This is a genomic window from Streptococcus oralis subsp. tigurinus, assembly GCF_002356415.1.
GTDB classification, from domain to species: Bacteria; Bacillota; Bacilli; order Lactobacillales; family Streptococcaceae; genus Streptococcus; species Streptococcus oralis_F.
This window is the reverse complement of record NZ_AP018338.1, coordinates 577,166-591,780: the sequence shown is the minus strand read 5'-3', so window position 1 is coordinate 591,780 and position 14,615 is coordinate 577,166. Positions and strand designations below refer to the sequence as shown.

Genomic DNA, 14,615 nt, shown 5'->3' with positions numbered 1-14,615 from the left:
AAAATGAACAGAAGAGAGTCAGTCGAATTTGTCAACATGTGCATGATTAAATACGGAAACAAGGTTCTGGTCCAAGACCGAGTTAGTCCTGACTGGCCTGGCATTACTTTTCCTGGCGGGCATGTTGAACGCGGCGAATCCTTTGTTGATGCTGTCATTCGTGAAGTGAGAGAAGAAACGGGTCTGACCATTTCCAAACCCCAACTCTGTGGTATCAAAGATTGGTATGATGATGAGGATTACCGTTATGTTGTCCTTTTTTACAAGACAGAACTCTTTACTGGTGAACTCCAGTCTTCAGACGAAGGGAAGGTTTGGTGGGAGGATTTTGACAATCTATCTCATCTAAAACTTGCTACTAATGATATGTCTGATATGCTTCGTGTATTTGTAGAAGAGGATCTGAGTGAATTCTTCTACTACAAAGACGGCGAAGACTGGCTTTATGATTTGAAGTAAAAAATAGGCTCGGAAATTCCTAGCCTATTTATTCTGCATTTGTTCGAACGTAAGCTGCAATGACATCTGATGTGTACTGGGCTGTACCAGATCCAAACTTGTCAATATTTTCCTTGAACTCTGGGTTGCAGACGTAGCCTTTACCGATATGTCCGAAGACTTCAATAGAGCAGTCAAATCCATAAGTACGAATGGCTTGCAAGAGCTTGACAGCTTGCTCTTGGTTTTCAATTGCTGTTGCAGGTAAACCAGCTTGAAGGTTTTGTGCCAAGGATTGAAAAACTTGGTTAAAGGCGGCCGTAGACTCATCTTCACGACCTTTTTGGCGTTCGAAGGCTTGATCCATGACTTCTTGACCATATTTTTCTACCGCTTCTTGGTGGTATTTTTGATTGTCTTGATAGCTAAATCCAGTGAATTTTTCTTCAATAGTCATTTTTCTTTCTCCTTTTTGATCTTGAATGGTTTTTTTCAAGGTGGAAATCAAGGTATCCAGGTGTTGCCTTTCTCGAGTCAAATACTCCAACTGCTTAGTCAAATGGGGCAATAAATCTGCCCTTTCTTCCTTTAACAGCTCTGCTATTTTTTCTAAAGAAAAACCTAGATATTTATAATACAGAATAACCTGAAGGCGTTCCAAATCCTCTTTACTATAGGTTCGATAGCCGTTTTCCAACTTTAAGGGAACCAAGAGCCCTATCTTATCGTAGTGATGCAGAGTCTTAACAGAGACACCTGAAAGCTGCGCAGCTTCTTTTATATGGTACATGATTTCCTCCTTACAAGCATAGTATAACCCCTCCCCTTAGGTCAGAGTCAAGTGTTTTTGCGAAAAATTTTTAACTTTTTGAGAAAGGTGTGAAAACTTGAAAATGGTTTTCTTGACAGACATCAGAAAACATGATAGGATAGTCAAGTCTATCAATCAAACAAAAGGCTCATAAAGAGCCATTGAGAGAAGGCTATTTGACAACTCAAGTAGCCTTTTCTTATTTAAAAAAGGAGATTGGAGTTTAACTATGTCAGAAAAATCGCAATGGGGCTCGAAACTTGGCTTTATCCTAGCATCTGCTGGCTCAGCTATCGGACTTGGATCCGTTTGGAAGTTTCCCTACATGACTGCTGCTAATGGCGGGGGAGGCTTTTTACTGGTCTTTCTCATTTCCACTATTTTAATCGGTTTCCCGCTCCTGCTGGCTGAGTTTGCCCTAGGTCGTAGTGCTGGCGTTTCCGCTATCAAAACCTTTGGAAAACTTGGCAACAATAACAAGTACAACTTTATCGGTTGGATTGGTGCCTTTGCCCTCTTTATCCTTCTCTCCTTTTACAGTGTCATTGGAGGTTGGATTCTGGTTTATCTGGGTATTGAGTTTAGGAAATTGTTCCAACTTGGTGGAACGGGTGATTATGCTCAGTTATTTACTTCAATCATTTCAAATCCAGCCATTGCCCTTGGCGCACAAGCTGCCTTTATCTTGTTGAATATCTTTATTGTATCACGTGGGGTTCAAAAAGGGATTGAAAGAGCCTCGAAAGTCATGATGCCCCTGCTCTTTATCATCTTTGTCGTGATCATTGGGCGCTCGCTCAGCTTACCAAATGCCATGGAAGGCGTTCTTTACTTCCTCAAACCAGACTTTTCAAAACTAACCAGCGCTGGTCTCCTCTATGCTCTGGGTCAATCTTTCTTTGCCCTCTCACTAGGGGTGACAGCCATGCTGACTTATGCGTCCTACTTGGACAAGAAAACCAATCTGGTCCAGTCAGGGATTTCCATCGTAGCCATGAACATATCGGTATCCATCATGGCGGGACTAGCCATTTTCCCAGCCATGTCAGCCTTCAATATTCAGTCTGAAGGGGGACCAAGCTTGCTCTTTATCGTCTTGCCCCAACTCTTTGACAAGATGCCTTTTGGAACTATTTTCTACATTCTTTTCCTCTTGCTCTTCCTCTTTGCGACGGTTACTTCTTCTGTCGTGATGCTGGAAATCAATGTGGGCAATATCACCAACCAGGACAACAGCAAACGTGCTAAGTGGAGTGCCATTTTAGGAATCTTGACCTTTGTTTTTGGCATTCCTTCAGCCCTATCTTACGGTGTTATGGCAGATGTTCACATTTTTGGAAAGACCTTCTTTGATGCTATGGACTTCTTGGTTTCCAACCTCCTCATGCCCTTTGGGGCTCTCTGTCTGTCTCTTTTTACTGGCTATATCTTTAAAAAGGCCCTTGCCATGGAGGAACTGCATCTTGATGAAAGAGCATGGAAACAAGGACTTTTCCAAGTCTGGCTTTTCCTCCTTCGTTTCATCATTCCTATTATCATCATTGTGGTTTTTATCGCCCAATTTATGTAATCAAAAAGGACTTGAGTAGTAAACTCAGGCCCTTTCTTTTTATGGATGGCTAACAATCAATTCCAAACCTTGCCCTTCCAAGGTCCAAGTTTCAACATCACTTGGTAGGATAAAGTGGCTCCCTTTTTGAATCGGATAGTTTTTTCCATCAACAGTGAGGTGACCTTGACCGGCTAAGACACTCAACAAGCTGTAGTCAGCTGTCTTTTCAAAGTCAACTTTTCCAGTGATTTCCCACTTGTAAACTGCGAAGAAATCATTGGATACAAGGAGAGTGGAACGTAGATCATCTGCTTTGACAGTGACAGGTCGGCTATTGGCAGGTTCTCCAATGTTTAAAACATCAATGGATTTTTCAAGATGAAGTTCACGCAAGTTGCCCTTGTCATCCTTGCGGTCAAAGTCATAGACACGGTAGGTAGTGTCACTAGACTGCTGGGTTTCAAGAATCAAGATACCTGCACCGATAGCGTGCATGGTACCACTTGGTACATAGAAGAAATCTCCAGCCTTAACTGGCACTTTTGTCAGTAAGGCATCCCAGTTCTTGTCTTCGATTTGCTGGCGAAGTTCTTCTTTTGATTTGGCATTATGACCATAGATAATCTCTGATCCTTCATCCGCTGCGATGATATACCAGCATTCTGTTTTTCCAAGTTCGCCTTCATGCTCTAGTCCATAGGCATCGTCTGGGTGAACTTGAACACTGAGCCAGTCATTGGCATCGAGGATTTTGGTCAAGAGTGGAAACACAGGTTCTGGACGGTTGCCAAACAACTCACGGTGTTCCGCATACAAAGTTGCTAGGTCTGTTCCCTCGTAGCGACCATTGGCTACCTTAGAAACTCCATTTGGATGAGCTGAGATAGCCCAGTATTCTCCGATTTTTTCACTTGGAATGTCGTAACCAAACTCATCACGTAGCTTGGTTCCACCCCAGATTTTTTCTTGCATAACTGATTTTAAAAATAATGGTTCTGACATGTCGATCTCCTGTCTGTTTTCTCCTTTCATTATAGCAAAAAAAGAGTTCCATTAGAACTCTTTTTCATATCTTATAAATTAGGGAGAAGATTTTATAAAAATAGTGAAGAAATCCCCTCATATGCTATAACTTTTGTTGGCGTTCAAACTCTACTATGCCCTTATTTCATACGATAAAAATCAAGCACTAGTCCGGAAGGGCCTCCAACTAACAGGCTTTCGGTTCCCCAATCGGTTACAACTGGACCGTTTAAAACCTGGATACCAAGCTCTTTCAACCGTTGGTAGTTCTGATCTACATCCTCAACCTCGATATGAAGAATGATTCCTGACTGAAAGTTTTCCAAAGGAATCAAATGATTTTGAGACAACATGAGGCAGTGACTGCCAATCGTGAACTGTGCAAAACTGTCGTCAACATAATCGGCTTTTTTATCCAAAATACGCTCCAAGTCGGCACAGACTTGAGGAACATTTGAAACGATGATATCTAATTGATTTAAATTCATTTACTATCCTCCAGAAAAAGACCGGATTGCTCCGATCTTTTCAAGTTCTGCTCTAAGAAAATCAAAGAATAAAATCTACAAAGTTTACCTTTGATTTTCGATGAGAGAAATTATTTGATTGCGCGTGATTGCAATCCTTCTTCTTCCAAGAAGAGGCGGAATGGTACGAGTTCTTCTGCTTCGTATTTTTCCTTGAAGGCTTTGATTGCTTCTTCTGAGTGAAGTTTTGGATCCAATTCAAGTACTTCTACTGGAAGTGGACGGTGTTGCGTGATGCGAGCATCGATAACAACAGTTTTACCTTCTTTGTTGAGTTTCACAGCTTCTGCAACAACTGCGTCGATGTCTTCGATACGATCAACTGTAAATCCAACAGCACCTTGTGCTTCAGCAATTTTTGCGTAGTCAGCGTTTGTGAAGTCACAACCAAACAAGTGTTTATTTGTGTCTTCGTATTTGTCCTTGATGAAGGCATATTTACCATTTGAGAAGATAACGTTGATAACTGGAAGGTCGTATTGAACGTTTGTGATCACGTCTGGGTAGCACATGTTGAATGCACCGTCACCCATGATGTTCCATACTTGGCGATCTGGATTGTCTTTTTTAGCAGCGATACCACCAGGAAGGGCAATACCCATTGTCGCAAAGAGTGGAGATGTACGCCACATGTTCTTAGGTGTCATGTGAAGGTGACGAGTAGATGTTTGAGTAGTGTCACCTACGTCGATTGAGTAGATAGCGTCTTGATCAGCATGTTTATTGATAGCATTGTAAACTTGGTACAATTGCAATTCACCCTCAGTTTTACCTTCGAGTTTGTTCATGTAATCACGCCAGTTTTGGTTGTTCTTAACGTTTGCACGCCACCATGGAGTAGATTCTACTGGGTTTACTTTGTCAAGGATTGCTTTCGCTGCTTGACCTGCATCACCAAGGATAGAAGCATCAAGGGCATGACGTTTACCAAGTTTGTAAGGGTCAATATCAACTTGGATGAATTTTTCAGTGTTCTTGAAGGCTTCGTAAACTTCAGCAAATGGGAAGTTTGAACCAAGGAAAAGAACGGTGTCTGCTTCAAAGACCACTTCGTTGGCTGGTTTCCAACCAACACGGTAAGCAGAACCTGTCAAACCTTCGTAGTCCCATTCAAAGGCTTCGAAGTTTTTACCAGTTGTGATGATTGGTGCTTTGATCTTACGTGACAATTCAGTGATGACATCACCAGCACCAACTCCACCGAAACCAGCGTAGATAACTGGACGTTCCGCATTGTTCAAGATCTCAACTGCTTTGTCAATTTCAACTTCGTTCAAAGCAGGAGCGATGAAGCGACGTTCGTAAGAACCTGATCCGTAGTATGAGTTTTCGTCGATTTCTTGGAAACCGAAGTTTACTGGGATTTCAACAACAGCTGGACCTTTTTTAGAAACTGCAGCACGGCAAGCTTCGTCAATTACTTTTGGCAATTGCTCAGCGTAAGCTACACGTTTGTTGTAGACAGCGATACCGTTGTACATTGGGTTTTGGTTCAATTCTTGGAAGGCATCCATGTTGAGTTCGTTAACTGGACGTGATCCAAGGATAGCAAGGAATGGAGTGTTATCCATAGCTGCATCGTAAACACCGTTAATCAAGTGAGTCGCACCTGGACCACCTGAACCAACAGCAACCCCGATTGAGCCGCCGAATTTAGCTTGCATTACCGCTGCAAGAGCACCTGTTTCTTCGTGGCGAACTTGCAAGAAGCGGATATCTTTGTCTTCAGCCAAAGCATCCATCAATGAGCTGAGTGTTCCTGATGGGATACCGTAGATTGTATCTACGCCCCATGTTTTCAATACATTAAGCATTGCTGCAGATGCAGTAATTTTCCCTTGAGTCATAATGATAACTCTCCTTCAAATATTTTTAAAACTTGATTCATCCGTTTTCATATATTATTTGGAAACGTTTCAGCAAATTTTTACTCTACTACTTTACCACATTTGTTTTGGGTCTCCTAAGAATGTGCTCAGAAATTTTTATTCTCTATTACAGTACAGTTTGAAAACGTTTTATGTGACTGTTTTATAATAAAAAGCGAGCAAGCTCGCTTTTAGTCTATTTTACTAAAGTTTAGTAAGAGTGAACTGGTCAGAACAGATACAGAACTAAAGGCCATGGCTAGACCCGCCAGTTCTGGATTGAGGGCCAATCCAACACCAGAAAAGATTCCTGCTGCAATCGGAATTCCGACGACATTGTAGATAAAGGCCCAGAAAAGATTGAGCAGAATACGGTTAAAGGTTTTCTTACTCATGTCAAAGGCACGAACCACTCCTAGGAGGTTATTAGTTGTCAACACTAAATCTGCTGACTCGATGGCGATATCCGTTCCAGCTCCCATAGCAATCCCCACATCTGCTACACTGAGGGCAGGAGCATCATTGATGCCATCACCAACAAAGGCTACTTTCCCAGCTGCTTGTAGTTTATGGATTTCATGGGCTTTTTCTTCTGGTAGGACGCCTGCAATGACCTCTTCGATTCCGATTTGATCTGCAATAGCACGCGCCACACCAGCATTATCTCCTGTCAGCATGACTGTTTTAAGACCACGTTTTTTCAACTGACTGATGGCTAGCTTAGCATTTTCCTTGGGAATATCTTGCAAAGCAAGCAAGCCTTTGATTTCATTATCAACAGCCAAGAAAACAACTGTCTTAGCTTCTTTTTCTAGTTCTTCTAGTTTTTCCTGATAAGCGCTGGAAATATCCATACTATCTAGCATTTTAGCATTTCCAAGTAAGACTTGTTTCCCAGCTATTTGCCCTGAAACACCTTTTCCGTGCAAGGCTTGGAAATTTTCGACAGTTTGAAACTCAAGTCCAGCTTCACTTGCTCTCTTGACAACAGCCTCAGCCAGTGGGTGTTGAGAAGCTTCTTCCAAGGAGGCAGCTAAGCCGAGCACTTCTGTCTCATCGCCAATGATATCAGTGACCACTGGTTTTCCTTCCGTCAAAGTCCCTGTCTTATCAAACACAATAGTTTGGACTTTCTGAATTTCCTGTAAGACTGTTCCATTTTTGAGAAGAACCCCCATTTTGGCACTGCGTCCTGTCCCTACCATAAGAGCTGTCGGTGTTGCAAGACCCAAGGCACAAGGGCAGGCAATAATCAAAACCGCAACTCCATAGAGAAGAGAAGACACAAAGCTAGCTCCAAGCACGACTACACTATCCCTGAGCAAAACGAACCAAACCCAAAAGGTCACGATTCCTAAAATGACAACTGCTGGGACAAAAATCCCTGAAATCTTATCCGTCAAGTCCTGAATCGGTGCGCGGCTAGTCTGAGCTTTCTTTACAAAGTCTACAATCTGTGCCAAAACAGTCTCTGAGCCAACCTTTTCTGCCCTAAAAATAAGCGTTCCGCTATTATTGATAGTTGAGCCAATGACAGTATCTCCAACTGTCTTGTCCACTGGCAGGCTCTCACCTGTCACCATGGATTCATCTATGCTGGACACACCTTCCACTACGACACCATCAACTGCAATCTTTTCACCTGGACGCACTCGAACCAGGTCGCCTACCTTGACTTGGTCCAAGGGAACTTGAACATAGCTATCATCACGCAAGACTTCCGCTGTTTTAGCCTGCAAATCCAGTAGTTTCTCCACAGCTTGGGAAGTATTTTTCCTCATTTTCTCTTCAAAAACTGCCCCCAAAAGAACGAAGAAGAGGATAAATCCAGCACTTTCAAAGTAGACAGGGAGACCAGCAAAGAGGGCAACTAGACTATAGAGATAAGCCACTAGAGTTCCCAAAGCAACCAAGGTATCCATATTGGCATTGTGTTTTTTAAAGCTGGCCCAAGCGCTTTGGATATAAGGACCACCTGCTACTAACATAATAGGCGTTGTGGCTAGAAAGGTTCCCCAATGCATGACTTGGTGACTAATGCTGCCTGTCAACATCCCAATCATGAGAATCACAAGAGGCACAGTAAAGATACTGGTAATCCAAAAACGCTGTAAAAGTGATAAAGATTTTCGAGTCTTCTCAACTACGGTATAACTTCCCTTTTGCATCTTCATTCCACATGAGAATTCATGTTTCCCCAACTCTTGAGGTGTAAAACGAATGACCTTTTCCTCGTCTACTCCGATTGGTTCCAAGATGCCTTCTTCTTCAAAAAGAATTTCCTTGTAACAGTTTGAAGGGGTGGCACGATGAAAGGTAATTTCAGCGGGAATCCCTTTTTGGAGCTGGATATGGGCTGGGTGATAGCCTTTTTCAGCTGTGATACGGATTTTTTGAATGCCATTTTCCAGGCTTGCTTTCACAATTTCAGTCATCATTTCCTCCTACTCTACAATCATCTTGCCGTGCATCATATTCATGCCACATGCAAAGCCAAACTCTCCAGCCTGTTCAGGTGTGATTTCCACTACATACTCTTCACCCATAGGCAAGTCCGCATGCACTCCAAAATCTGGGAAAACAATCTGATCTAGGCAGGGTGAAGGGTCCTTACGGTCAAAGACAATACGGGCTGGCACTGATTTCTTAAGAATAATCAACTCAGGCGTATATCCCCCTTTGACTTCCACTCGAATCTCTTGGTAGCCCTTTTTTTGCTGAGCCTTTTGTCCAGATTTTTCAGGCTTTTTGAAAAACCAAATCAAGATAAACGCGATAAGGGCAATACAAATAATGGTTACAATACTATTTAACATGACGTCTCCTTTACATACAATTACATTTTACTTCTGTTACAGCGCTTGATTTCTTCTCAGAAATCACAGCTTCTAAGTCTTCCAAGTCAGCCTGAGTAAAATCACATTCAGCAATCAAATCAGCCAACAAGTTCTTAATCCTACGAGAACAAACCTTGTCCTTGATATCTTGGACAAGCAAGTCTCGGCTTTGGTCTAGAGTTAAAAGCGCCGAATAAACAAAGGACTTGCCCACTTTTTTCCTTGTCAGACACTCTTTCTCAACCAAACGAGCCAAAAGAGTTTGAATGGTTGACTTGGACCAGTCAAACCGTTCCGCCAGAACCCTGATCAAATCGCTACTGGTCTGCTCGCCCTGCATCCAGATAATCTTCATGACCTGCCATTCTGCATCTGAAATCTGCATTGTTATTCCTCCTAAATCTACATTTGTCGATTACAATTATCAGTATACCTCAAAAATCTACATTTGTCAACTATGAAAATTGATTTTTATATAGCACTAGAAATGTTAAACACATTCCAAAACATCAAAAACCTCCACATAAGGTGGAGGCTTTCTACTTTATCAATACAATTTTAAGTCACGTGGGTCAACTGGGAAGGTTGGGTTGTATGGGTTGTGACGGAGTTTGAAGTGTTTGACATCCTCAATAGTCTGAGTTCCAGACAACTGCATGACTGTCTTCAATTCTGCATTCAAGTGTTCAAAGACTTGACGCACACCAACACTACCACCGAGAGCCAAACCATAGATTACAGGGCGGCCAATGGCTACCAAGTCTGCTCCTGAAGCCAAGGCTTTAAAGACGTGCTGACCGCGACGAACACCAGAGTCAAAGACAATTGGTACTCGTTTATCAACTGCTTCAGCCACTTCTTGAAGCGAGTCAAAGGATGCTGGTCCACCGTCGATTTGGCGACCACCGTGGTTGGTTACCCAAATACCAGAAGCTCCTGCAGCAAGCGAACGTTCAACGTCCTCGCGGCATTGTGGTCCTTTAACGTAAACTGGTAATCCTGAGTATTCAGCGATAAATTCTACATCTCGTGGAGATAGTCGTTGTTTAGCTGATTTGTAAACAAAGTCCATTGATTTACCAGCTCCTTCTGGAAGGTATTCTTCAACAATGGGCATGCCAACTGGGAAGATGAATCCATTACGCTTGTCGACCTCACGATTGCCCCCTACAGTAGCGTCCGCCGTCAAGACAATCGCTTTGTAGCCTTCAGCCTTCACACGGTCCATGATGTGGCGGTTGATCCCGTCATCCTTACTAAAGTAAAATTGGAACCAGTGAGGTGTCCCTTGAAGGGCTTCCGTAATTTCTGGGAGGTCTACAGTAGAGTAAGAGCTGGTTGTATAGAGGGAACCGAACTCATGCACACCACGCGCAGTCGCCACTTCACCCTGTTCATTTGCTAATTTATGAGCCGCAACAGGCGCCATAATAATTGGTGAAGATAATTTTTCACCTGCAAATTCAATCTCTGTACTTGGATTTTCAACATCACAAAGCGTATGAGGAACGATGAGCTTGTGGTTAAAGGCGCGGATATTCTCCCGCAAAGTGAAAGTATCTTCCGCCCCACTGGCGATATAGCCAAATGCTGCTTTAGGAATAACTTGTTGCGCCATTGGCTCCAAATCATAGGTATTGATGAAATCTACAGGTCCTTCTGCATTGCTTGTTTTGTATGACATAAAATGTCCTCCTTGATAAGTAAGCGTTTACTTTGTATATTACAGAAATATTTTAACGCTTTTTTCAACACTTTTCAAATATTTTGTTTGGAAATTTCAGAAAGATTATGGCTATGATAAAAAATCCCTATAACGGCAATAAAAAATAGATATTATCCAAAGGAGATTTTAAGTGCTACAATAACTGTATTATTTCTAGATGGGAGGTTTTATTTTTGGATTGGTCCATTGTTGAACAATATCTACCACTATATCAAAAGGCATTCCTTCTAACCTTGCATATTGCAGTTTGGGGAATTTTGGGATCCTTTCTGCTCGGTTTAATCGTTAGTATCATCCGACATTATCGAATTCCTGTTTTTGCGCAAGTAGCGACAGCCTACATTGAATTATCGCGTAATACGCCCCTTTTGATTCAACTCTTCTTTCTCTACTTCGGTCTTCCCCGAATTGGGATTGTCCTATCTTCAGAAGTCTGTGCCACTTTAGGACTGGTTTTTTTAGGAGGCTCCTATATGGCTGAATCTTTCAGAAGCGGACTGGAAGCAGTCAGTCAAACTCAGCATGAGATTGGTTTAGCCATTGGGCTTACACCGTTTCAAGTTTTTCGCTACGTGGTTCTGCCGCAAGCAACAGCGGTGGCCCTACCGTCTTTTAGTGCCAATGTCATTTTCCTCATCAAGGAAACCTCTGTTTTCTCAGCAGTGGCTTTGGCCGACCTCATGTACGTCGCCAAGGACTTGATTGGGCTCTACTATGAGACAGACATTGCGCTAGCTATGTTGGTAGTTGCTTATCTGATGATGCTTCTCCCCATCTCACTGGTCTTTAGCTGGATAGAAAGGAGGCTCCGCCATGCAGGATTCGGGAATTCAAGTACTCTTTCAGGGAAATAATCTCCTGAGAATCTTACAGGGATTGGGTGTCACGATTGGGATATCCATCCTGTCTGTCCTCTTATCCATGATGTTCGGAACAGTCATGGGAATTGTCATGACCTCCCATTCTAGAGTCGTACGCTTCTTGACACGATTGTATCTGGAATTCATCCGTATCATGCCCCAGCTGGTGTTGCTCTTCATCGTTTACTTTGGCTTGGCTCGAAACTTTAATATCAATATCTCAGGTGAGACTTCAGCTATTATTGTTTTCACCCTCTGGGGAACAGCTGAAATGGGGGACTTGGTCCGTGGAGCTATCACTTCCCTTCCTAAGCATCAGTTTGAAAGTGGACAGGCGCTCGGCTTGACCAATGTTCAACTTTACTATCATATCATCATCCCACAGGTTTTGAGAAGATTGCTGCCACAAGCCATCAATCTTGTTACTCGGATGATCAAAACCACTTCCTTGGTTGTCTTGATTGGGGTTGTTGAAGTGACCAAGGTTGGACAACAAATCATCGATAGCAATCGCCTGACCATCCCAACCGCTTCCTTTTGGATTTATGGAACCATTCTGGTCCTGTATTTCGCAGTCTGTTTTCCTATTTCCAAACTATCCACTCACCTGGAAAAACATTGGAGGAATTAAATGTCTGAAACTATCTTAGAAATCAAGGAACTCAAAAAATCCTTTGGAGACAATCCCATCCTCCAAGGACTTTCTCTAGATATCAAAAAAGGGGAAGTTGTGGTTATTCTGGGTCCATCTGGTTGTGGGAAAAGTACCCTCCTTCGTTGCCTTAATGGCTTAGAAAGTATTCAAGGTGGAGATATCCTGCTGGATGGTCAGTCTATCGTTGCAAATAAAAAAGATTTTCACCTAGTTCGCCAAAAGATTGGCATGGTCTTTCAAAGTTATGAACTCTTTCCCCATTTGGATGTTCTACAAAACCTCGTCCTTGGTCCTATCAAGGCTCAGGGAAGAGACAAGAAGGAAGTAACGGAAGAAGCCTTGCAACTACTGGAACGTGTGGGTTTGCTCGATAAAAAAGACAGTTTTGCTCGCCAATTATCTGGTGGACAGAAACAACGAGTGGCGATTGTCCGTGCCCTGCTCATGCATCCAGAAATTATCCTCTTTGACGAAGTGACGGCTTCACTGGATCCAGAAATGGTGCGTGAAGTTCTGGAACTCATCAATGACTTGGCTCAAGAAGGGCGCACCATGATTCTGGTAACCCACGAAATGCAGTTTGCCCAAGCTATTGCAGATCGGATAATCTTTCTCGACCAAGGGAAAATCGCTGAAGAAGGAACGGCTCAGGAATTCTTCACTAATCCACAAACCAAACGAGCACAGGAATTTTTAAACGTCTTTGACTTTAGCCAGTTCGGCTCATATCTATAAAGGAGATTTTTATGAAACTACTCAAACCAATTCTAACTGTTTTTGCCCTAGCCTTTGCGCTTATCTTTGTCACAGCTTGTAGCTCAAGTGGAAGCTCTGATGCTTCATCAGGAAAAAAAACCGCCAAGGCCCGCACTATCGACGAAATCAAAAAAAGCGGTGAGCTTCGAATCGCGGTATTTGGTGACAAAAAACCATTTGGTTATGTTGACAACGACGGTTCCTACCAAGGATACGATATCGAATTGGGTAACCAATTAGCCCAAGACTTGGGAGTAAAGGTTAAATACGTCTCTGTTGATGCTGCCAACCGCGCTGAATACTTGATTTCAAACAAGGTGGATATCACCCTTGCCAACTTCACAGTTACTGACGAACGAAAGAAGCAAGTTGATTTTGCCCTTCCTTACATGAAAGTTTCCCTCGGTGTCGTGTCACCAAAAGATAAAGTCATCAAAGACGTTAAAGAATTAGAAGGCAAAACCTTGATTGTTACAAAGGGAACGACTGCTGAAACTTATTTTGAGAAAAATCACCCAGAAGTAAAACTCCAAAAATACGACCAATATAGCGATGCCTACCAAGCCCTTCTTGACGGACGTGGAGATGCCTTCTCTACTGACAATACGGAAGTCCTAGCTTGGGCACTTGAAAACAAAGGATATGAAGTCGGAATTTCTTCCCTCGGAGATCCAGATACTATTGCGCCAGCAGTCCAAAAAGGTAACCAAGAACTACTCGACTACATCAACCAAGAAATTGAAAAACTTGGTAAAGAAAACTTCTTCCACAAAGCTTATGAAAAAACACTTCACCCAACCTACGGTGACGCTGCTAAGGCAGATGATCTAGTTGTTGAAGGTGGAAAAGTAGACTAACATCTAATAAACATAACAAAAAGAAATCAGGTAATCCTAGTGACTACCTGATTTTCTATGTTTTAGGCATTTTGCCAATTTTCTTGGTCTTCTTTAAAGCGTTTTAGGAGGTCGAGTCCTTCTGGCGTGATATAACCTTCTTCTTGGGCTAGATGGATCAGCTCACTGTAGTTTGAAAGTGTCACCAATTTCACACCAGCTTCCGCAAAATTCTTATCTGCTTTTGGCAATTGATAGCTGAAAATCGCTACGACACCAAGAACATCGGCTCCTTCACGTTTAGCAGCTGCTACGGCTTCAAGAACAGACCCACCCGTTGAAATGAGGTCTTCAACAACAACCATCTTTTGCCCTTGAGCTACACGGCCTTCGATTTGATTACCAGCTCCGTGATCTTTTGGTTTGCTGCGGATGTAGGCAAAAGGCAAGTTCATCTTGTCAGCGATAATAGCTCCGTGAGGAATTCCTGCTGTCGCAGTTCCTGCAATCACTTCTACTTCTGGAAATTCTGCTTTAATAGCTTCCACAAAACCATTTTCAATTAGGGTACGAGTTTCTGGATAGGCAAGCGTCACACGGTTGTCAGTATAAATCGGCGATTTGATACCAGATGCCCAAGTGAAAGGCTCCTCTGGTTTGAGGTAAACGGCTTGGATTTTCAAGAGGTGGCTAGCGATATCTTTAGCAAGTGTCATAGTATTCTCC

At 42.7% G+C, this 14,615-nt stretch carries 14 protein-coding genes and 1 pseudogene; 6 read left to right on the top strand and 9 right to left on the bottom strand.

What is annotated here, in order from left to right:
• The first annotated feature begins 3 nt into the window (after window positions 1–3).
• A complete protein-coding gene (locus tag STO1_RS02955) occupies window positions 4–459 on the top strand; it encodes an 8-oxo-dGTP diphosphatase (RefSeq protein ID WP_084939180.1) in 456 nt (151 codons plus the stop codon).
• A gap of 28 nt (window positions 460–487) precedes the next feature.
• Here the strand turns inward: STO1_RS02955 and STO1_RS02950 are convergent, their stop codons facing one another.
• Window positions 488–1,228 (bottom strand): MerR family transcriptional regulator, encoded by a 741-nt coding sequence (locus STO1_RS02950; protein WP_084939181.1) that lies wholly within the window; start codon window positions 1,226–1,228, stop codon window positions 488–490.
• A 250-nt stretch (window positions 1,229–1,478) separates the two neighbouring features.
• Here STO1_RS02950 and STO1_RS02945 point away from each other — a divergent pair.
• A pseudogene (locus tag STO1_RS02945) lies at window positions 1,479–2,838 on the top strand (sodium-dependent transporter).
• Between the two features lie 20 nt (window positions 2,839–2,858).
• Here the strand turns inward: STO1_RS02945 and manA are convergent.
• The 7 genes from manA to lctO form a co-directional block, all read right to left on the bottom strand.
• Entirely contained in the window at window positions 2,859–3,803 is a 945-nt protein-coding gene (gene manA / locus STO1_RS02940; RefSeq protein ID WP_096422980.1) for a mannose-6-phosphate isomerase, class I, read from the bottom strand.
• A 161-nt stretch (window positions 3,804–3,964) separates the two neighbouring features.
• The gene (locus STO1_RS02935) at window positions 3,965–4,312 is read right to left on the bottom strand and encodes a VOC family protein (protein ID WP_084921436.1); all 348 of its coding nucleotides are present in this window, start codon (window positions 4,310–4,312) and stop codon (window positions 3,965–3,967) included.
• A 110-nt stretch (window positions 4,313–4,422) separates the two neighbouring features.
• Window positions 4,423–6,198, bottom strand: a complete 1,776-nt coding sequence (gene spxB, locus STO1_RS02930; protein ID WP_000191796.1) for a pyruvate oxidase — start codon at window positions 6,196–6,198, stop codon at window positions 4,423–4,425.
• 212 nt (window positions 6,199–6,410) lie between these two features.
• Window positions 6,411–8,654, bottom strand: coding sequence for a heavy metal translocating P-type ATPase (locus tag STO1_RS02925; RefSeq protein WP_045590780.1), 2,244 nt, complete (start codon window positions 8,652–8,654; stop codon window positions 6,411–6,413).
• A gap of 9 nt (window positions 8,655–8,663) precedes the next feature.
• Entirely contained in the window at window positions 8,664–9,035 is a 372-nt protein-coding gene (locus STO1_RS02920; RefSeq protein ID WP_045590779.1) for a cupredoxin domain-containing protein, read from the bottom strand.
• Window positions 9,036–9,045: 10 nt separating this feature from the next.
• Window positions 9,046–9,441, bottom strand: a complete 396-nt coding sequence (locus STO1_RS02915; protein WP_045590778.1) for a CopY/TcrY family copper transport repressor — start codon at window positions 9,439–9,441, stop codon at window positions 9,046–9,048.
• Between the two features lie 162 nt (window positions 9,442–9,603).
• A complete protein-coding gene (gene lctO, locus STO1_RS02910) occupies window positions 9,604–10,740 on the bottom strand; it encodes an L-lactate oxidase (RefSeq protein ID WP_096421895.1) in 1,137 nt (378 codons plus the stop codon).
• A 215-nt stretch (window positions 10,741–10,955) separates the two neighbouring features.
• On the opposite strand from lctO, the gene STO1_RS02905 reads away from it, so the two are divergent.
• From STO1_RS02905 to STO1_RS02890, 4 genes are read left to right on the top strand one after another with little or no spacing between them, the layout of a single operon-like run.
• A complete protein-coding gene (locus STO1_RS02905) occupies window positions 10,956–11,636 on the top strand; it encodes an amino acid ABC transporter permease (protein ID WP_096421893.1) in 681 nt (226 codons plus the stop codon).
• The gene (locus STO1_RS02900; RefSeq protein ID WP_007520393.1) at window positions 11,596–12,273 is read left to right on the top strand and encodes an amino acid ABC transporter permease; all 678 of its coding nucleotides are present in this window, start codon (window positions 11,596–11,598) and stop codon (window positions 12,271–12,273) included. Before STO1_RS02905 ends, STO1_RS02900 begins: the two co-directional genes overlap by 41 nt.
• Window positions 12,274–13,032, top strand: coding sequence for an amino acid ABC transporter ATP-binding protein (locus STO1_RS02895; RefSeq protein WP_007520394.1), 759 nt, complete (start codon window positions 12,274–12,276; stop codon window positions 13,030–13,032).
• 11 nt (window positions 13,033–13,043) lie between these two features.
• The gene (locus tag STO1_RS02890; RefSeq protein ID WP_096421891.1) at window positions 13,044–13,910 is read left to right on the top strand and encodes a cysteine ABC transporter substrate-binding protein; all 867 of its coding nucleotides are present in this window, start codon (window positions 13,044–13,046) and stop codon (window positions 13,908–13,910) included.
• A 62-nt stretch (window positions 13,911–13,972) separates the two neighbouring features.
• Here the strand turns inward: STO1_RS02890 and pyrE are convergent, their stop codons facing one another.
• A complete protein-coding gene (gene pyrE, locus STO1_RS02885) occupies window positions 13,973–14,605 on the bottom strand; it encodes an orotate phosphoribosyltransferase (RefSeq protein WP_096421889.1) in 633 nt (210 codons plus the stop codon).
• Window positions 14,606–14,615 lie beyond the last annotated feature (10 nt).